At 60.8% G+C, this 19,013-nt stretch carries 16 protein-coding genes and 1 rRNA gene; 11 read left to right on the top strand and 6 right to left on the bottom strand.

Annotated elements, in window-relative coordinates; translation table 11 throughout:
* Positions 1-91: 91 nt before the first annotated feature.
* Together rrf and K8U03_08850 are read left to right on the top strand one after the other, a co-directional pair.
* Positions 92-199, top strand: a 5S ribosomal RNA gene (gene rrf, locus K8U03_08845).
* Between the two features lie 230 nt (positions 200-429).
* Complete coding sequence (locus K8U03_08850; GenBank protein ID MCE9604995.1) at positions 430-1,110, top strand: hypothetical protein; 681 nt, start codon at positions 430-432, stop codon at positions 1,108-1,110.
* Between the two features lie 14 nt (positions 1,111-1,124).
* On the opposite strand, the gene K8U03_08855 is transcribed toward K8U03_08850, so the two are convergent.
* Complete coding sequence (locus K8U03_08855) at positions 1,125-2,483, bottom strand: serine/threonine protein kinase (protein MCE9604996.1); 1,359 nt, start codon at positions 2,481-2,483, stop codon at positions 1,125-1,127.
* 168 nt (positions 2,484-2,651) lie between these two features.
* Positions 2,652-3,341 carry an RluA family pseudouridine synthase gene (locus K8U03_08860; GenBank protein MCE9604997.1) on the bottom strand — a complete coding sequence of 230 codons (690 nt, stop codon included), beginning with the start codon at positions 3,339-3,341 and terminating at the stop codon, positions 2,652-2,654.
* 185 nt (positions 3,342-3,526) lie between these two features.
* On the opposite strand from K8U03_08860, the gene K8U03_08865 reads away from it, so the two are divergent.
* Positions 3,527-4,138, top strand: a complete 612-nt coding sequence (locus K8U03_08865) for a Maf family protein (protein ID MCE9604998.1) — start codon at positions 3,527-3,529, stop codon at positions 4,136-4,138.
* Between the two features lie 19 nt (positions 4,139-4,157).
* Here the strand turns inward: K8U03_08865 and K8U03_08870 are convergent, their stop codons facing one another.
* Complete coding sequence (locus tag K8U03_08870; protein ID MCE9604999.1) at positions 4,158-4,772, bottom strand: hypothetical protein; 615 nt, start codon at positions 4,770-4,772, stop codon at positions 4,158-4,160.
* A gap of 66 nt (positions 4,773-4,838) precedes the next feature.
* Complete coding sequence (locus K8U03_08875; protein MCE9605000.1) at positions 4,839-6,593, bottom strand: PLP-dependent transferase; 1,755 nt, start codon at positions 6,591-6,593, stop codon at positions 4,839-4,841.
* 448 nt (positions 6,594-7,041) lie between these two features.
* Here K8U03_08875 and K8U03_08880 point away from each other — a divergent pair, with 448 nt between their 5' ends.
* From K8U03_08880 to K8U03_08915, 8 genes are all read left to right on the top strand, one after another.
* Positions 7,042-8,970 (top strand): redoxin family protein, encoded by a 1,929-nt coding sequence (locus tag K8U03_08880; protein MCE9605001.1) that lies wholly within the window; start codon positions 7,042-7,044, stop codon positions 8,968-8,970.
* Positions 8,971-9,240: 270 nt separating this feature from the next.
* On the top strand, positions 9,241-9,510 hold the full coding sequence (locus tag K8U03_08885; protein ID MCE9605002.1) for a hypothetical protein: 270 nt from the start codon (positions 9,241-9,243) through the stop codon (positions 9,508-9,510).
* A gap of 376 nt (positions 9,511-9,886) precedes the next feature.
* Positions 9,887-10,705: a BON domain-containing protein gene (locus K8U03_08890; GenBank protein ID MCE9605003.1), complete on the top strand. Its 819-nt coding sequence runs from the start codon at positions 9,887-9,889 to the stop codon at positions 10,703-10,705.
* 394 nt (positions 10,706-11,099) lie between these two features.
* Positions 11,100-11,609, top strand: coding sequence for a hypothetical protein (locus K8U03_08895; GenBank protein ID MCE9605004.1), 510 nt, complete (start codon positions 11,100-11,102; stop codon positions 11,607-11,609).
* A gap of 70 nt (positions 11,610-11,679) precedes the next feature.
* Positions 11,680-13,461 carry a tetratricopeptide repeat protein gene (locus K8U03_08900; GenBank protein ID MCE9605005.1) on the top strand — a complete coding sequence of 594 codons (1,782 nt, stop codon included), beginning with the start codon at positions 11,680-11,682 and terminating at the stop codon, positions 13,459-13,461.
* A gap of 79 nt (positions 13,462-13,540) precedes the next feature.
* On the top strand, positions 13,541-14,365 hold the full coding sequence (locus K8U03_08905; protein MCE9605006.1) for a MotA/TolQ/ExbB proton channel family protein: 825 nt from the start codon (positions 13,541-13,543) through the stop codon (positions 14,363-14,365).
* Positions 14,366-14,404: 39 nt separating this feature from the next.
* Entirely contained in the window at positions 14,405-14,836 is a 432-nt protein-coding gene (locus K8U03_08910) for a biopolymer transporter ExbD (GenBank protein MCE9605007.1), read from the top strand.
* A 17-nt stretch (positions 14,837-14,853) separates the two neighbouring features.
* Positions 14,854-16,863: a hypothetical protein gene (locus K8U03_08915; GenBank protein ID MCE9605008.1), complete on the top strand. Its 2,010-nt coding sequence runs from the start codon at positions 14,854-14,856 to the stop codon at positions 16,861-16,863.
* Positions 16,864-16,869: 6 nt separating this feature from the next.
* Here K8U03_08915 and K8U03_08920 read toward each other — a convergent pair whose 3' ends face one another.
* Positions 16,870-17,817 carry a hypothetical protein gene (locus K8U03_08920; protein MCE9605009.1) on the bottom strand — a complete coding sequence of 316 codons (948 nt, stop codon included), beginning with the start codon at positions 17,815-17,817 and terminating at the stop codon, positions 16,870-16,872.
* Positions 17,814-19,007, bottom strand: coding sequence for an iron-containing alcohol dehydrogenase (locus tag K8U03_08925; protein MCE9605010.1), 1,194 nt, complete (start codon positions 19,005-19,007; stop codon positions 17,814-17,816). The genes K8U03_08920 and K8U03_08925 overlap by 4 nt, the downstream gene beginning before the upstream one ends.
* Between the last annotated feature and the right edge of the window lie 6 nt (positions 19,008-19,013).

Here is a 19,013-nt window from a genome sequence, read left to right on the forward strand (position 1 = left end):
GTCTAAGAGCCGGGCTACAAATTACCAAAAACCAAAACGATCAAAGTCCGAACTGAGTCGGCGGTGGTGAAACACCTGCCGCCGATTCTTTTCCGGTGACTATATTGAAAAGGCCACACCCGTTCCCATTCCGAACACGGCAGTTAAGCTTTTCAAGCCGATGGTAGTGCTAAAAGCGCGAGAGTAGGTGTTGCCGGATTCAAATACAGAGCCCCATGAGGCCCAAAGCCTCATGGGGCTTTTTTTATTCCCCTCCCCCTCCGGCCAACAACGCTCACCCCGCCTCTCGATCACCCCCGTTAAGAATTCATTAGCGTGGCGTTCCGCGATGGGTCCGGACAAGATAAGATAAAGTCTTGCTTGATCTTCCCACCCAACCTTCCCGCCATGGCTTGATCGTTCCCGCGATCGAATGACGAAGTTATTGCCATGAGCCCGATGTTGACGACCCAGGACTGGATTATCGCTTGCGAGCGCCAAGGCTTGCTGACGTCTGCGGATGTCCGTAGGCTCCGGCAGCTCACGGAAGTTGCGATCGAAGACTTCTCGCCGCGGGTCCTCTTGAAGTGGCTCGCCACGCGCGAACGCATCTCGGCCGACCAAGCCGACCAGATTCTTTCCGGCCCGCCCGACCTAACGCCGGTCGACTTAATCGTGCGAATTCTCGGCACTTCGGCCGACGATTCCGAATCGCTCGACGTAGAGCTCGCGCTGCGTGATCTCGACGAGACCGAAGACGACACCAAGGACTTGGCCCCGCTGGATCGTGAAGCCGTGGCCGATCTCGTGCTTCCTCCGCGGGGTTCGCCGGCATTTGCCGGAACCATTACGGCCCCGAAGACCGCGGCGAAACCGGTCGCGGCGGTTTCTAAGTCGCCCGAGCCGGTAGCAATCGTCGAGGCGCAGCCGAGTAGGCAGGTTTATTCCAGCGTGTTCGATGAGCTACTGGCCGACGCCGGCAGCACGAATGCGCCGCTTCCTTCTCTGAAAAGCCGACCGGTCCCGGCCCCTCAATCGATGCTCGCGTCTCCCGCGGTCCTCGCAGGGGCCGTGGCGACGGCGCTCGTGCTGCTGATCGCGGTCGTGCTTCTGTGGCGCGCCTCGCGTTAGCAAACCGGCACTGTCTATCCGGCCAGCATCGTGTGGATCATGTTGATCGCGACCACCGACAGTAAGACCACGACCACGACCGCGCCGATCAACATCACCACGCGCATGTTGTGGTCCGTCGAGTGATGCAGCGAGTTGCGCGGAAAAAGATTCGAGCGGCTCGTGAACGAAGGGAGAGTCTCATCGGCCGTGAGATGCGTGCCGAGCGACATCTGGCTGGTGCTTGTCTCGCCGAGCGGCTCGGGAAACGGCTGCACTAGGAAATAGGGCTCGGTATCTCCGATCGGCGAAGGAGCCGTCTTGCGAACCGCTTGCGAGAACAACGGCGCAACCGGTTCCGCCACCAAGGGGGGCACGACCGCTCCTGCACCGGCCCAAGGCTCCAAACGCTCGATCACTTCCGCCGCCGTGCCGATCCGATCGTCAGGCCTCTTCGCCATCATGTCGGCGATCACTTCGACGAACTCATCTCCGAGGTCGGGCACCAACCTCCGAGGGTCGAGCGGGGGCTGTTGGCAATGAGCTCGAGCTTTGTCGCGCATCGTGCCGCCCGGAAACGGCACTTTTCCGGTTACCGCGTAGTAAAGCGTGCAGCCCAACGAATAGATATCGCTGCGCGTGTCGAGCGAGTCGGGCCGCATGATCAATTCCGGCGCCAAGTAATCGGCCGTGCCGACGACCTTGCCGCCGTATTGATCGATTTGCTCCGGATCGTTGAAGTAGCCGGCCAGCCCCAGGTCGGAGACTTTCACACGTCCGTCCGGCGAGACCAGCACATTCGCCGGCTTCACGTCGCGATGGATCAAGCCGCGACTATGCGCGTGTTCCAAGCCGCGCGCCGTTTGGCTGATGATCGAAGCGGCCTGCTGCATCGAGAGTGCGCCGTTGGCACGGATCAGCTTTCGCAAATCGGTCCCCGGCACATACTCCGTCACGAGGAATTGGACGTTGCCGTCTTGTCCGGCATCGAATGCCCGTACGAGATTCTCATGGTCGAGTTGAGCCTGAGTCCGAATCTCGCGACGAAAATTCGCGATAGCTTCGGTCGTCGAGCGGCTGCGCGGCAACACCTTCACCGCCACGATCCGCCCCATGATCGTATGCTCGGCCTTGAAGACTTGGCCCATGCCGCCGGCGCCGATCGAATCGATCACATGGTAAGGGCCCAGGTTGAACTTCGTGCGGCCGTTGCAAAGTTGCTCGACTTGCCAAGCGTTGAGCTTACCCAAGGTAAGCAGACGTTGGCCGAGCATTTCGTCGGATACGGCTTCGCCGCCGCACTCGGCGCGCAGTTCGTCTAAGACCTGATCCAGCTCATCGGAGCCGACCAAACCGGAAGCGACTGCCGAGCGTTGCAGAACGAATTTGCTCACGAAACGACGATCAAAGCGCCGGAATCGGCAAGAAACGAAATCGGAATCACACCCTTCGCGAAAAATGGAATTCGCGAACCTTAGAAATATAGAATACTGATGGGCAGCCCGACGCGCCTAGTTTCAGCCTTTTTTTGCCGCGTGGTTTGCCGTTTTTTTATCTCCGTGCTACGAGCGTACGCCCAGCACTTTCCAAGAAACGGGGCATTTCGCCTCGAAAACCATCGCTTCGCCCCGCGTCGGATGCGAAATCTCCAGCTGCCGCGCATGCAGGGCGATGCCCGCCTCGAAGCGTCGGCGGCTGCCGTATTTCTTATCGCCGACGATCGGCCAGCCCCGGCTTGCGAGCTGAACTCGAATTTGATGCTTCCGCCCGGTTTCGAGCTGCACCTCGAGCAAGGTCGTCTCCGGGAGTGATTGCAGCCGGCGGAACGTGAGCACCGCCGCTTGCGCATCGTCGGCCTTGAATTTCGGCGGCAATCGTGCATCGACGACGAGCATCCGCTTTTGCGCGACGTCTTCGGCGATCAGATCTTCACAACGCAACGCGTCTGGCGTCGAGCCTTCGACGACGGCCCAGTAGGTTTTCTTCACCGAGCGTTCGCGAAACTGCTCGTTCAATCGAGCCGCCCCTTTCGACGTACGGGCAAGCACGAGCACTCCCGAAACATCCCGATCTAAGCGGCTCACGACGCCGATGAAGACGTTGCCCGGCTTGGCGTATTTTCGTTTCAAATAATCGCGGGCCCATTCCACGGCGCTTGGCTCGTTCGGCAACGCCCCTTGAGTCGTCAACCCGACCGGCTTATCGATCACCAACAGGTGATTGTCTTCGTACAGAACGACCGGCGACGACATACGAAGACTTCCAAAAAAATCGACCGGCTCTCGATTCGTGCGTGCAGGCGACACTCCAACCACGGCGGCGTGCGCAAGCAAGACATTCGACACAGCGGCGAGTATACTTCGATCGCCGGCAACGCGCCTATGCGGCCGGTTCTCGGAAGCCGCGGAAATGCTCGTTCAATCACACGGTTCGTCGCATGCAACGATTCAAACGACCCTTGATTCTCGCCAGCGGTTCTCCTCGTCGCAAACAATTGATGGCCGAGGCCGGGTACGCCTTTGAAATCATCGTTCCTTCGGAGTCGGCCGAGTGCGGCGTCTGTAGCGGAGAGTCTCCCCCGGAGCTCGTTGCGCGGCTGGCGTATCAAAAGGGGGTCGACATCGCCACGCGCGTCGGCCCGAGCTTGATCGTCGCTTGCGATACGATGGCGGAGTGCCAAGGGCAGGTTCTCGGCAAGCCCCGCAACGAAGAACATGCCCGCTCGATGCTGACGTTGCTCTCCGGCCGCGAGCATCGCGTTTACAGCGGGCTCTGCGTGTGGCTGGTCCCGGAAGCCGATCCGATCGTCGAAGTCGCATGCACGAAGCTGCGCATGGATAAGCTCAGCGACAGGCAGCTCGATGAATATCTCGCGACCAACCTCTGGGAAGGAAAGGCCGGAGCGTTCGGCTATCAAGACGGCTACGACTGGCTGCATGTCACCGAAGGGAGCGAGTCGAACGTCGTCGGCTTACCGATGGAATTGCTCGGCAAAACGCTCGACGAGGTAGCGACGAAGTGGGACTTACACCACCTAGAACCAAGTTGAGCGTAAGTCGTGCGCGGCGTCACAAGTTCAGCAGCGAAAAGAGCGACGCCAGTAAGTAAATCGCCATCAAAGTCCCCCAAGCGAGTTGCGCAATCGCGCTTCCGCCGATTAGCCAGCGCGAAAGAATCGCCGTCGCAAGTGCCGCTAGTCCCGAGGCTCCGGCGAATGCTCCGCGCGGAAATCGTGCGCCGACGGCCAGCACGATCGAAGCCAACGTGAACACGAAGAACAACCGAGTCAGCGTAAAGCGGCGTGGATCGACAAGCTTGCCGATGCGCCCATCTTCGTTCGCTCGGAGTTTCGCGGCGACGTCTTCTCTGAGTAGAGCAAGGATGCGCGATCGTCGCTGAACGGCGACCGTCTGCGGCCCGACTTCATAGAGCCGGTCGTCGTCTCCCGCCTCACTCCTCGGCCTGCCGTTCGCCGCCACGACTTCCCGCCAAGTCTTGGCCTCGGCATGATACGGACCTTCGGGGACCTCTTCGCCGACGGCATACGTTTCCGGCTTCGATTCGCTCCCCTCGGGGTTTGCCATCTCCGACCAATGTTTCGGAAACGGCGAAATCTCGTACTCGTCGCCGCTATTTTCCGGCGGATCGACGGGCGAAGGATCACGTTCGGGAAACGGCGTCATGACTGCTCTGCTCGAATCGGGCAAACTCGCAAACGTTCGTCGCACGTCGGCTTCTCGCTCCGGAAATTATACTCCGCCCGGCAATTGCCGTTTCGATTCGATGTATCGGATATGTGCCGAAACATAACGGTCGCGAATCAACTGCTCGATCTCTTGCTCCGACGGAAAACCGTCGCTGAATCCGGCGACGAGCGGATCGATCGTCAATCGGGCCGCTCCGATGAAGTGTCCGATTAGGTCGTGTGGGTCTTCGTGCCCGATCGCCAGGCGAATCGTCGTCGGGGAAATTCCGGCTTCCGCGAGTTGTTCCGGCCCGAGCTCGGAGTGGGTCGTCAACGCCGGACAACTGACGATCGTATTCGTTTGCCCCAGGCTGATCATGTGGCCGAACGTCGGGGAAAGGTTATCGAAGAAGCGTTGAAACGCCTCCCGCGGCACTCCTTCCATATCGATCGTGAACAGCGGGGCAGGCAACCCGAGAAACATTTGCTCACGGCAGAGCGACGAATTGTCGTTGCCGTCCAACGCGTTGCAGTGAACGCGGATCGACGGATGCCGATCGAAGAATCGGGCCATGATTTCCGTGTTGATACACTTCGCCAACATGCGCAATTCCAAGGTTCGCAAACCTTGCAACACCTCAAACGCGGCATCGGCGTTGAGGAACGCCCCTTTCACGTAGTACACGTTCCAAAACAGGGTCTCGTTCCATTTCACGCCGCCGGCGGTTTCTCCCTTGGGAATAAACATGTCCTCATTCCGCCCGATCACGACCCCCGCGATCACCGAGCCGGTGCCGGAGAGGTCTTTCGTATAGCTATGAATCACGAAGTCGGGCCGCTCGGTAGGATCCGTTCGTTGCAGCGGGCGGTAGAGAAACGGCGTCGCCACTGTGGCATCGAGCACGACCCGTAGCCCGCGCTCATGCGCCGCGCGACAGATACCCGGCAGATCGAGCACATAGCCGTGCGGGTTGCACGGACTCTCAAGATAGACATACGCTCGACGTCCGGCCGCCAAACGATCGGCGTACTTCTTCGCCGTTCGTTCATAGCACGAGACGAACTCGTCGACGCCGTAGCCGTCGAACGTTTCAACTGCGACTTCGAGATTGGAGCTCTTGGCGTACCAATCGTGAATCAGTTGATGGGCGCCACCGTAGATATGCCGGCTCGAAATCAAGATGTCGTCACGTCCGAGGACGTGAGCCAACACGCCGTCGATCGCCGCCATGCCGCTATTGAAGTTCCAAGCGAAGTATTCGTTACTATACGTTCCGGCCTCGAGCTCGACGATTTGATTCGCCAGCGAGACCGACGTCGGGTTGAGTAGCCGCGAGTAGATCTCGAGCATCAACTCTTTGCCTTGAAACGCGTCCTCGATCCACTCGGCGCAAGCGTAGATATAGGTCGCCGTGCGAGCGATCACCGGCGTCGCCGAGAAGAGCGCCGTGACGTTGTCGAACACGGCATACGGCCCCTTCGCCGCGAGCGTGGCACTGCCGTAGTTCAAATGCTGGTAAGTGCTGCGCGACGGGTTTTGCAGCGTGTCGAGCAGCTTCGCCAATTGAAACGAGAGGAATTTTTTGGCATTGAAGTATGCGATGCCGTCGCTTCGATCGAGCTTTGCCAGCGTCGACATCGTGACTTGCCACAACCGCTCGAGATCCGACTCGCATTCGTAAAGCCTGCGCGCGACCCGCGACAAGGCCGCGCCGTATTCCGTCTGCGGGTCGATGCCGAAATGACCGAGTTGCTCGTCGACGAGCGATTCGAGATCGTGGGCTTTCGTCGAATTGCGCAACGGCGAAAGCCGGCGCATGCCGGGCCAGGCAGGACTTTTGTCGTCGAGCGGCGCAGCGGCGTCGGGTCGCGATGCATCGTGGGGCATGGTCGTGATTCCGTAAGTAGGGCTGGGCGATGCAATCATCCGTCTACGGCGAACCGAAGCAACAGCGGCATTGCCGGCGACTCATGCGGCGACACTCGCAGCCGCTAGCATGCAAATCGCTGCCGGCGTCGTTTTAATCGGCAAGCTTTGACCGGTTCACTCATGTTCCGCGTTTCTGAATTCCGATTTATTCTATTCATCGGCGCGTTGCCGTGAATGGAGCTAAATCGTTCGGACAAGGAAAGCCGAACGAACGCCGATTCGTCGAAAGAATCAAACGCCATGTGCCCCCAAGCTCGCCGTTCGCTCGGTCGCCGAGCGGAAAACGTCGCGCTTCGCAGCCTATGCGGTTTCATAACATTGTGAGGAGTCGAGTCCTATGTCGATGACGTCCCGTTTACGGATCTCGGGCAAGAAACTGTTCTTCGGCTGCTTGGCCGCCGCTGCCCCTCTGCTTCCGGCGTCGATCGCGCACGCCAATCCCACGGTCGAGCAAGCTTTGGCGCTCGCGCCGTTGCAGAAAGACGTCGAATTCGACAAGCCGACGGGAGATGAAACCGCCAAATGCACGATCAAAGTCGAGAAGAATCTCGGCACGTCGGGCTGGATCGTCTACGACCCGACCGGCCAAATCATTCGCCGCTTCACCGACACCAACGGCGACAACACGGTCGATCAATGGAGCTATTTCGCCGGCGGTTTGGAAGTCTATCGCGATGTCGATTCCAACGCCAACGGCAAGGCCGATCAGTTTCGCTGGTTGAACACCGGCGGGAGCCGTTGGGCGCTCGACACGAACGAAGACGGAACGATCGACAGTTGGAAAAGCATTTCCGCGGAAGAAGTGAGCGCGGAAGCGGTCGCTGCGATGGGTCAACACTTGGACGGAGCGTTGCGGTTTCAGCGGCTGCTGCTAACCCCGGAAGAATTGCAAACGCTCGGCCTCGGTGAAACGCAATTGAAAGAGATCGGGGCGAAACTCGCCGCCGCACCGAAGCGCTTCACAGGCCTTTCGAACGACGACAACAAAGCCCTGATCGCGACCGGCTCGCGCTGGCTCAACTTCAGCGGCAGCAAGCCTTCGACGATCCCGGCCGGCACCAACGGCTCGACGAAAGATATTCTCGTCTACGAGAACATCGTGGCGATGTTCGAAGCCGGAGGCAAAAGCGGGCAACTCCAGATCGGCACGATGATCAAGGTCGGCGAAGGCTGGCGCTTGATCGACATGCCCGAGCGGCTAGGAGAGGGCGACGCGCAACTCGCCGCCGGCTACTTTACGAATCAAGTCCGCGCGGTGCCCGGCAACGTGAAGGGCACGACCACCGAGGGAGCCGGCGATTTCCCCGTCGCGCTCGAAGAAAACGAGAAAAAGACCTCCCAAGCATCCGACGCCAAGCAACTTGCCGCTCTGAAAAAAGAACGAGCCGACCTGATCGAGAAAAACCTCGCCGGTCTCGACAAGGCGGAAGATCGTGAGATCTGGATTCGTCAGTTGATCGACACTTGCAGCGACGGAGCGCAAACCGGCAGCTATCCGGAAGGCTTAGCGCGACTGCAAGAGCTCGAAAAGAAACTGGCCGTCGGAAACGATAAGGAACACGTCCCTTACGCGCGCTTCAGCATCATTACCTCCGTGTACATGAGCGCGATGAACGCCAAGGACGCCAACTTCAACAAGACCCAAGGGGAATGGCTCGACAACTTGCGGCAGTTCGTCAAAGACTTTCCGAAGAGCAAGGAAGCCGCCGAAGCGATCTCGCATCTTGCGATCGACAGCGAGTTCGCCGGCAAGGAAGACGACGCTAAAAAGCTCTACACGCAGATCGTGCAGGAGTTCCCGAAAGAGCAGACCGCCGGCAAGGCGATGGGAGCGCTGCGTCGTTTAGATTCGATCGGCAAGCCGATGGTGCTCGCCGGCAAGACGGCCGACGGGAAAGCCTTCGATTTGAAGGTGCTGGCCGGAAAAACCGTGGTCGTGCATTACTGGACTTCGGCCGGAGCGACCACCGCCGGCGACGTGGCGCAGCTCAAGCAGATCCAAGCGAAGTATGCGCGCGACAACGTCGTCATCGTGGGGGTCAGCCTCGACGTGAAACAACCCGACTTGCTGACCTATCTCGAAACGAACCGACTCCCTTGGATTCAACTTTTCGAAGACGGGGGCATGGAAAGCCGTTTCGCTCAGGAGATGGGAATCTTCACCGTGCCGACCATCATGCTGGTCGATGCGACGGGCAAGGTCGTCGGTCGCAACGTCGAACTCGGCTTGCTCGACAAAGAGCTCGCGGAACGACTTCGTAAGTAAACCGCACGGCGACAGGCCTAGCCGCGGCGTATCGGCATGCTGAGTATCCAATGCTTCCCGCCCGAAACCGATCGGGCGGGAAGCATTTTTTCGTAGGTCGGCACTCGCCCAGGCTTGATATCGCGGCAAGATATTCCGATCGTAATGCGGAAAACAGCCTCGCCGTTTTCTTTAACCGGTCTTCCCGTTTTTCGCCGAATCGAGGTATAAGTCTCGCTCCCAGGTCGCACTTCTTGCGATTCGATTGCTCCAGTTCGGAGAGAAGCGCTGATGCAAACGTTCTCGCCCGCGGCAATCAACACCTGCCTCGTCATTCTCCAAGTCGTCGGTTTGATCGGCGTGTGGGTCATGCGGGTCGGCGAACGGACTTCGATGGCACACACGTTGCGAGGCCTGTGCGTGTTCGTAATGCTGCTCCTCGGCATCGGCACGGCGGTCTCTTTCATCACGATGCCACGCATCAGCATCGCTTCCGGCGTAGTACTGGCCGTGATGGCGGTGCTGGCGGTCGTCGATTGCCGGCATGAAGCCCGCATCTAGTTCGGTTTCCGAACTCTTCCGGCTCTTTAAGCGCCGGCCGCCATGCTCCGCTGGAGCGCGCCTCGCTTTGCTTCGCATGGGATCTCACGCTCGTCGTTTTCGTCGAACGGCCTTGGCTTTCGCCGGCAGAGCCCGCACTCCGATTCGGCAAAATCGAAAAAAAGCCTACCTTCGGCACAATTCCTGACCGATCCGTATATGTAGCGGATTCACCGTAGGCTCGTGCTTACGTTGCGGAATCCGCGAGCATGTTCGCCGCAAGGATGCAGCAACGCCGACGTCGAATTGGACTAAGCACATCGTCGCCAGACGACCGTGCTTGGGCGACGTCGACAGCTCGGCCGACAAACGTACAGTCCATGGAAGGGGGATTTCGATGATCCGACGATTCTTTTTCAGCACGGCGATGTTGACCATCGCCGCCATGCTGCCCGCCGGAGCCTACGGCACCGAGCAAGAAGCCGCTCAAGAAATTGCCGATGCCATTCGCTCGAGCGGGCGTTTGAAAGACTACAGCATCGGCGTGAAGTTCGAAGGGGGAACCGCGATCTTGATGGGTCGCGTCGCCAACGACCAGCAAGCTCAGACCGCCGTGCAAATGGCGGAGACCATGCCGGGCGTGACCAGCGTCGTGAACAACCTCGAAGTCAAGGCTACGGCCAAGAAAGACTTCGAAATCACGCCGACGGCCCACGATAACAGCGCTCGCCGCGCGACGACTCGCGAAGAAATGGTCTTCGGCAGCGAAGCCGCCGCTCAACCGGCGCCGGTCGCGGCACAAGTCGCCGCTCGTCAACAACCGGGCCCAGTCAGACAACAACAACAACAACAACAACAACAACAACAGGTTCGCCGCACGTCGTTCAACGGGAACGCCGGCGGTCCGATCCCGATGGGCGGTGGCTATCAATCCGGTTCGCCGATCCCGATTGCCGGCTCGTCGAACAGCTCGCCGCAACGGGTCAACTACGACCAGCCGCACATGCCGTGCAACGCTTGGCCGAGCTACGCCGCGTATCCCAACTACGGTGCCGTGACCTATCCGAATCAATACTCCGCTTCGGCTTGGCCGTACATCGGTCCTTTCTATCCGTATCCGCAAGTGCCGCTCGGTTGGCGCAAGGTGACGATGGAATGGAAAGACGGTTGGTGGTTCCTCGACTTCAACGACACCTGCCGGCACTTCCGCCGCTAGTCGTTGCCGAGAAGGACTGTTTGCCGCCTGCCTGATTGTAAAACATGCTCGATCCCCGCGACGAATCCGCTTCGTCGCGGGGATCTTTTCGTTGATCGCAGACGAACTTCCGTTGCCGGCGTCGCGTGTGCCATCATTCCTCGCCGGCATGGCGGCGATGGAAAATTCGGCAATCGCGTAAATACCCGCAAGTTCGTCACAGATTCACACGATAACAACGTGTAGTTCAGCGGCATCCTCGTTTGCTCGAGAATGTCGACACATGGTCGAAACGGAATGTGGCGGCCCGAAAGGCCTCCCGACCTTGCTTAAGGGATTTCTCACGATGAAGAAGACCTCTTCCCTCTTCGCACTTTGCCTTGCGGCCGTCGGCGTTGCCGGCTCGTCGGGATGTATGTTTCCCTTAAACACGACCTACGGCCCGGGAACCGGCTTGCCGATTCCGATTCCCGTTTCGCCGTACTACCAAGACAAATTCGAAGACGCCTACTGGAACAAAGAACGCTACGAGCGGGTACCGATTCTCGGCCCGATCACCTCGGGCGGCGCTCCGAAGGCTCTCGATCCTCCAACTCCGGATGAAGTAATGCGAGGCCTGGAGAAGGCGAGCTCCGTCGAAGGGGGCGTGCCGCTCCTGTGGGAACGCCAGCGGAACAACGTCCGCATGATCATCGAGCCGATCGCCGACTACATCGATCCGCCGCGCGTCTACCCGATGGTCGGACCTGCGCAACTCCACCACGCTCACTACAAGTGCACGATCTACTACTCCGAGACGACTCGCGTAGGTTGGCCGGTCCCGTACACGACCGTGGATGAAGATTCTCGCGAAGTCATCTACATCGACCATAACCACTTGCACATGGTCGGCGATGTCGACTGCAAGGACGGCCACACACACTAACGGATAGGTCGAATCGCGACGCTGAGTTCGAGTAGGAATTCACCGCCGCTTTCGACAGGACGGTCTGCCGATGACCGCATATAGCCGCTATCGCAACGTCGCCGCGATTCTCATCGCGGCGACGTTCTGCGCTTCGTCGACGAACCTGTTCGCCGCCGACCTCGAAGAGCGCTTTCGCCTCGCCGCCGAGCATTTCAACGCAAGCCGGTGGACTCAAGCCGCGACGGAGTTTCGCAAGCTGATCGACGACTCCTCTCCCGATCCTACGAAGAAGGATGCAGCGGCAGAGGAAGTAGAGCAACCTGCGACGCTCGTCACCCAAGCGCGCTTCTATCTCGGCGAAAGCCTGATCCGCGACGGACATTCGGCCGAAGCGATCGACGCCCTAAAGCCGTTCGTCGCAACATCGCAAGACGCAGCCCTCGTGTCGATCGCCCGCTACCGGCTCGGCGAGGCTTGTTATCTCGCAGGCCGCAACGAAGAGGCCCGCGAGGCGCTGCAAGCGATCGTACGTGAAGCGAACGCGAACGGCGTCTCGACGCCGACGATGCCGCGCGTGCTTTTCTATTTGGGCGACATCGCTCTACGCAGCGGAGATTTCATCGCCGCCGCGGATTGGTTTGGTTTCGTCACCGCGATCTATCCCGACGATGAACTCTTCGAGCAAGCGGCGCTCCACCGCATCGAAGCCTTCTTGAAATGCAGCGACTTTTCGTCGGCGTGGGCCGCCGCGCGAGCGTTCGACGGCTCTACCGCGGATGGATCCTCGACCGTGTCGTTCTTCGCTGCGCAAGCTCTCGATGGCTTAGCTCGCCATCAAGAAGCCGCCGCGGCGTACGATCGCTATCTGAAGCAGGCCGCGAGCGACGATGAATATCGCGACATCGCCCTGTATGAGTCGGCTTGGAACCTCAAGAAGTTGCAGCGTCCGGCCGAAGCCGCGGCACGCTTCGAAGAACTCGTGCGAACACAACCAACGAGCAAATTCCGGCCCGATGCGGCTTATCGTGCGGCCGAACACCATCTCGGCGAAGGTCGACTCGACGTCGCGGCCTCGCAACTTCGTGAAGCTCGGCTCTCGGCCGACGACACGCTCTTGCCGCACGTGCTTACCCTGCAATTGCAAACTGCGCTCGCGGCGAACGATCGCTCGGGTGCGGAAGAAGCGATCGCCGCACTCGCGCAAAAGTTTCCTCGAAATGAACTTGCTTGCCACGCCGGTTATTGGCAGGGTGAGATTGCCTACCGCACGGAAGCATGGGACGACGCCGTCGAACGCTTCGTGGCCTACATCACGAGCGGCGGCGACAAGCAATCTCCGTGGTTCGCGGCTGCCGTCGCGCGGCGAATCGAAGCGCTCGCGCAAGGGGCCCGCTGGTCGGAGACGATCGCCGCCGTCGCAGAATCGCGCACGCTCTTGCCGCCCGATGCGGCTCGCTTCCAACTCGACTATCTCGCCGGCAGAGCCCATGCGGCGAAAGCCGAGTTTCGCGAAGCGCGCGAAGCCTACGACCGCGTTTTGGCCGAACCTCGCGCGGCCGGGACGGAAACCGCCACGCTCACACGCTTCATGTTTGCCGAGTCGCACTTTCACCAACGCGATTACGCGACGGCCTTGAACGAATACGCCAAAGTCATCGCCCAAGCCGACTTTCCCGAATGGCGCGCCGCGGCATTACTGCAAGCCGGAAAATGCCAAGAACAACTCGGCCGACACGCGGATGCCCGCAGCACCTACGAACGCTTGATCACCGAACACGCCACCTCGCTCTATGCCGCAGATGCCGTCCGCCGCCGCGATGTAGCCGTGCGACAAGCGGAAGCACCGGCCGGTAACTTCCAACGAAAGTAAGCCCATGCCGACGATTCTTTCCCACTCCTCCGTCGCTCGTCCTGCGGCCTCGCAAGCAGAACGCAAAGCTCGCTTCGCGATGTTGAAGCGTTCGTCGCTGCGCGGCATCGTCACTTTGCTCTTAGCACTGACCGCCGCCGGAATGGTGCTGGCGCAAGGGCAAGCGCCGGCTCCCTCGCCGGTACCCGGTCCCGTAGCGGCAAGCACCGAGCAAATGCCGGAAATACCCTCGAAGAATCTCTGGCATATCATTCTCGCCGGCGGCGTGATCATGTTGCCGATCGCGTTCTGCTCGGTCCTGACTACAGTATTCGGCTTCGAGCGTCTGATGACCATTCGTCGCGGCCGGGTGATTCCGCTGCCGTTCGTCAAACGCTTTCTGCATCAACTGCGCGAAGGTCAGCTCGATCGCGAAAAAGCTCTTGCGCTTTGCCAAGAGAACGGTAGCCCCGTCGCTGAAGTCTTCAGCGCGGCGATTCGCAAATGGGGCAAGCCCGCCGTCGAAGTCGAACAAGGGGTGCTCGATGCCGGCGAGCGAACGGTGAACTCGCTGCGTCGCTATTTGCGGGTCTTCAACGGCGTCGCCACGATCAGCCCGCTGCTCGGCCTGCTCGGCACGGTCTTCGGCATGATTAAAGCCTTCAACGAAATTTCTTCGAGCAATGCGATGGGCCGGCCGGAATTGCTTGCCGGCGGCATCAGCGAAGCTCTGATTACCACGGCCGCAGGACTGACCGTCGCCATTCCCGCTCTCTCGGTCTATCTCTACTTCGTGAGCCGCGTCGACCAGCTCATCATCGAGATCGATGCCCTCGGGCAAGAGCTGGTGCAGATCGTTTCGGACGAAGGTTTAGTCGACATGCCGCAAATAAAAACGACGCGGACACGTAAAGACGCGGCCTAACGTAGTGCTCCGATTCTCGTACACTTTCCCGAGCGATTTATGCCGCTACGCACGCAACTCGACGAGCAACCGTCGCTCAACCTGACGTCGATGATCGACGTGCTGTTTCTATTGATTATTTTCTTCATGGTCGGCACAAAGTTCACGGAGATGGAACGCAAGATCGGCTTGAAAGTTCCGCAGGTCAGCAACGTCGAGGCGTTGACTTCCGCTCCGGAGAAAAAGGTCGTCAACGTCTATCGCGACGGCCAAATCACGCTGGAACGAGAAACCGTAACGCTCGACGAACTGAGCCGCAGGCTGAGCGCGGCCCGTAGCCAGTATGAAGACCTCGGCGTGCTGGTGCGCGGCGACGGCGGCGGTGAGTTTCAATACGTTGCCGACGTGCTTAATGCCTGTCGTAAGGCGGGCATCACCGAACTCGGCGTCGCAGTGACGACGGCGAATCCCGTTGCGAATCCGAAACGGTAAATCGAGACGCTGAAGCGATGGATCTCTCCGGCGACCTTCTGGCCCGTCTCTTCAGCCCGCAATCGCTTTGGATTGCGTTGTGGGTCGGCCTCGCCGTTTTTACCGGCGTGCTGATCGCGCTGCTACACACTCGACTCGGCACTTCCAAGCCGTTGCAGAAATGCACGATCCTTGCCGTGTGGTTTCATCTGCTGCTCTTGATCTACGCGACGAGCATTCAGGTCGTCGCCGAGCGGCAGGGGGGCGGAAATCAAGTCACGATCAACCTCTCGGCCGGCGGCGACTCGGCAATCGGCCGGCCCGACACGCCGAACGATGTGAAGAAGCGCATCAAAGAACTGCCGGTTTCAATGACGACGCCGACCACGAAGCTCCTCGCTCCGACGACCGTTTCGGCCCCGCGTGTCGTACCACCGTTAACACCAGCGGCGCGGCCCCCTGCGAAGATCGCACCGGCGACGACATCGATTTCCATTCCCGCCCCGGCGACGAAGGAGTTGCTCGTCGCTGCTCCGAAGCCGACCTCATTACCGAAGACGGCGGAAACCACACCTCGCGTAGCTGCCGAATCTCCCGCACCGCCGAAGAAACCGGCACCGGAAATACCCTCGATTGCAAAAGCCGCTCCGGCGAAACTCGAAGTGCCGAAGCCGGTCGTCGCGGCAGCGCCACCGGAAAAACCTGCGAAGCTTCCAGCGCCTGCGGAGTTGAAGATCCCCGAACCGAGTACGCCGGCCGCGAAGCCGCCCGTACAGCCGCAGAACGTGACGACGCAGATGACGCGCATTCGCGTCCCGGCCGACGTCGCCACGCTTCCACAGCCGACGGCACCGCCCGTTCCCGAGGTCGATCCAGCCGTGCGACTGCTCCCGATCATCGCTCCGGAAGCAGCAAGCACGTCGCCGGCGACGAACGCGTCGGAGTATCACATCCCGCAACTCTACCAACAACGCTCGGCTTCGGATCGAGACAAAATCGCGGCAGCGCACGGCGGCTCCGATAAGACCGAAGCCTCGGTGAAGCTCGCTCTGAAATGGATCGCGACGCATCAAGAGGCCGACGGTCGCTGGAACCCGCGTCGTTTCGGAGCGGGCCAAGAATCGGAAACGCTCGGACATAACCGAGGGGGGGCCGGCGCGAAGGCCGATGCCGGAATCACCGGCCTCGCTCTACTCGCCCTGCTTGGTGCCGGTCATACCCACCAGCGCGGCGACTACAAGCAAACCGTCGCCGCGGCGTTGCAATTCATCATCGACGCGCAACACCCCAACGGCAACCTCGGCGGCGAGGCCGAGCCGTTCGCGTTTATGTATTGCCACGGCATGGCGACGCTCGCGATCAGCGAAGCGCTGGCGATGACCGGCGACGACCGCTTACGCGATCCGGTTCGCCGCGCAATCGCGTACACGCTCGCATCGCAAAATCGAACGACCGGCGGCTGGCGTTATCGACCGCACGAAAGCGGCGACCTCAGTCAACTCGGCTGGCAACTCATCGCGCTTAAGAGCGCCGAACTAGGAGGGATCGAAGTCCCGACCGCCACGCGCGACGGCATGTCGCGATTCCTTCAAAGCGTGTCGTCGGGCAACCACGGTGGGCTCGCCTCGTATCGAGCCGGCGAACGAGTCAGCCGGCCGATGACTGCCGAAGGGCTCGTATGCAAGCAGTTTCTCGGCATGGCTCGGCAGAACCCGGCGAGCGACGAAGCCGGCGACTATCTCCTCGGCGAGTTGCCGGGCATCGGGCAATCGAATTACTATTATTGGTACTACGGCACCTTGAGCATGTACCAACTGCAAGGGCAGCATTGGCAGAAGTGGAACGAAGCGCTCACCACGCAATTACTGCGCACGCAAGTCGATCGAGGCGAAAACGTCGGCAGTTGGGAGCCCGACGATCTCTGGGGGAGCTACGGCGGCCGCGTCTACTCGACGGCCCTCGCAACGCTGTGTCTGGAAGTCTACTACCGCTACTTGCCGCTCTACGTCGAAGCTGCGGCGAACGGCAGCGACACGCTCCGCAAATAGCGTCGACTAAGCGCTCGCCGGCTCGATCTTTTCCGGCGTGATCGTCGCGGCGATGCGGCCGACGCGGTCTTTATCGAGCCGAGCCGGGAGGAGCGAACCGAGATTGTCCGTCGCCGCGGCCATGCCTAGTGCGATCGATGAAATCACTCCACGCCCGACGGCCAAGCCGTAAGCGATGCCCGCGCACGCGCAGTCGCCGCACCCGATCGGGTTGACGACTCGATCGACGTGCGGAGGGGTGAAACGATACAGACCTTCCCGGTTGGAAGAGGCCCACACGGCGTCTTTGCCTTGCGTCACGACGACCCATTCGGCCCCGCGCTCGTTCAACTCGCGCATCGCGGCGAAGAGATCGGCATCGGTCGCCAGCTCGCGCCGCACGGTCTTGCCGAGTTCTTCGCGATTCGGCTTTACGAGAAAAGGCTTCCGCGCCCCTTCGAACATCGCCAGCAATTCCGCCCCGCGCGCGTCGACGATGAGTTTGGCAGACGTCTGATCGGCGAGATCGCGATAGAACGTCGTCGCTACGGCACCCGGCAGCGAACCGGTGAAGACGGCGATCGCTGCGTCGGCGGCTGCTTTGCGGAACGCCTCGATATAGGCTTGCAACTCCGCGGCGCTCAAGGGCCGCGCGTTCTCGACGAGTTCGGTCGTCACACCGGTCGACTCGTCTAAGAGGGTCGTGCAGACGCGTGTCGGCTCGTCAGTCTTGATCCAATCGACGACTGCGCCGGCCGCGGCGAAATTGCGCTCGAATGATTCGCGAGCCGGGCCGCCGACCGGCGAGATCGTACGACTCACCGTGCCGAGCGCAGCAAGCGCCAAGCCGACGTTGAGTACCTTGCCCGAGGCACACCAAACCGCCTCAGCCGCGCGATTCACTTCGCCGAGCTTGAGCCCGGGAAAGCGCATGATTTGTTGCCAAGCCGGGGTAAGTCCTGCCACTACGATCACAGCATGCGCTCCAAAATGAGTTGTAGTTCATCGCTTGCGATCGGACGAGGATTTCCGTTGAGGCTATTTCCTTTCGACCCTGCGACGAGCGCCGGAAGCTGCTCTTTACGGACCCCGAGTTCGCCGAGCGTGCGGGGGACCTGGAGCGAGCGGCATAGCTCGGCGACTCGATCGACGAGGGCCTGCGCGGCCGAGGCGTCGTCGGCAATGGAAAGATTCAACGAATAGCGAGCGAGCCGGGCGAGATCGGCTTGCGATGTTTCACGATTCGCCGCCAACGCCGCCGGCAACATGACGGCACAAGCTAGACCGTGGGGAACGCGACAGATGACGCCGAGCGCAGCCGCGACTCCATGCGCCAGGCCGAGTCCGGAGTTGGCGAGCGCCATCCCGGAGAACAACGCCGCCTGGGCCATCGCTTCGCGCGCCGGGCGGTTCGTGCCGTCGCGCACGGCTTGCTCGACGGCCGGCAGCGCGAGCCGGAGGCCTTCAAGGCAGAGCGCCTGCGGGATCGGGCGGGCATTGCGCGTGATGAAGGCTTCGATGAGTTGCGTGATCGCGTCCATGCCGGTCCAAGCGGTTGTTTCCGGCGACAGACCGACGCTCAACTCCGGATCGACGAGCACGATGCGCGGCACCAGCCGCGGGTCGCGCAAGCTCTTCTTAAAAGCCGGTTCATACGACGAGATCACGGCATTCTTCGTCGCTTCCGTGCCGGTGCCGCCGGTGGTCGGCAGCGCCATGATCGGAAGCGGCGGCACGACGAGCTGATAGCCCCGTCCGACTCCTTCGAGGTAATCGACGACACGCGGAGGCGTGCCGGTCACGGCATCGGCATCTTGAGTCGCCATCGCTGCGACAGCCTTGGCAAGATCGATGGCGGAGCCGCCGCCGACGGCGACGAGAAAATCCCCCTCGCGCAGTCCGGCTTGCTTCAAGAGGGCTGTCGCCTCATCGACGTCGGTCGTCAGAGGTTCGTGAGAGATCGTGGCGAGGGGAGAGACCTCGATGCCCGACGCCTCTAGAGCAGCGGTGAGTTCCGCAATGGCGCCGCTCCGGGCGAGCGTGCGCGAGCCCACGACCAGGAAAGCGCGGCGGCCGAGCGTTGCGGCCAACGGGCCCGCCTCGGTGCGACGTCCCCAGCCGAAGACGATCCGTTGCGGTGAAAAGAAATCGAACGGCGCAGACATGCTGGA

Source organism: Planctomycetia bacterium (assembly GCA_021413845.1).
Classification (GTDB): domain Bacteria; phylum Planctomycetota; class Planctomycetia; order Pirellulales; family PNKZ01; genus PNKZ01.

Bases quoted from the DNA above. Each gene is read 5' to 3' on its own strand.
- K8U03_08850 (MCE9604995.1), top strand. From the start codon at position 430: ATGAGCCCGATGTTGACGACCCAGGACTGGATTATCGCTTGCGAGCGC.
- K8U03_08860 (MCE9604997.1), bottom strand. From the start codon at position 3,341: ATGTCGTCGCCGGTCGTTCTGTACGAAGACAATCACCTGTTGGTGATC.
- K8U03_08865 (MCE9604998.1), top strand. From the start codon at position 3,527: ATGCAACGATTCAAACGACCCTTGATTCTCGCCAGCGGTTCTCCTCGT.
- K8U03_08870 (MCE9604999.1), bottom strand. From the start codon at position 4,772: ATGACGCCGTTTCCCGAACGTGATCCTTCGCCCGTCGATCCGCCGGAA.
- K8U03_08875 (MCE9605000.1), bottom strand. From the start codon at position 6,593: ATGCGCCGGCTTTCGCCGTTGCGCAATTCGACGAAAGCCCACGATCTC.
- K8U03_08880 (MCE9605001.1), top strand. From the start codon at position 7,042: ATGTCGATGACGTCCCGTTTACGGATCTCGGGCAAGAAACTGTTCTTC.
- K8U03_08885 (MCE9605002.1), top strand. From the start codon at position 9,241: ATGCAAACGTTCTCGCCCGCGGCAATCAACACCTGCCTCGTCATTCTC.
- K8U03_08890 (MCE9605003.1), top strand. From the start codon at position 9,887: ATGATCCGACGATTCTTTTTCAGCACGGCGATGTTGACCATCGCCGCC.
- K8U03_08895 (MCE9605004.1), top strand. From the start codon at position 11,100: ATGTTTCCCTTAAACACGACCTACGGCCCGGGAACCGGCTTGCCGATT.
- K8U03_08900 (MCE9605005.1), top strand. From the start codon at position 11,680: ATGACCGCATATAGCCGCTATCGCAACGTCGCCGCGATTCTCATCGCG.
- K8U03_08905 (MCE9605006.1), top strand. From the start codon at position 13,541: ATGTTGAAGCGTTCGTCGCTGCGCGGCATCGTCACTTTGCTCTTAGCA.
- K8U03_08910 (MCE9605007.1), top strand. From the start codon at position 14,405: ATGCCGCTACGCACGCAACTCGACGAGCAACCGTCGCTCAACCTGACG.
- K8U03_08915 (MCE9605008.1), top strand. From the start codon at position 14,854: ATGGATCTCTCCGGCGACCTTCTGGCCCGTCTCTTCAGCCCGCAATCG.
- K8U03_08925 (MCE9605010.1), bottom strand. From the start codon at position 19,007: ATGTCTGCGCCGTTCGATTTCTTTTCACCGCAACGGATCGTCTTCGGC.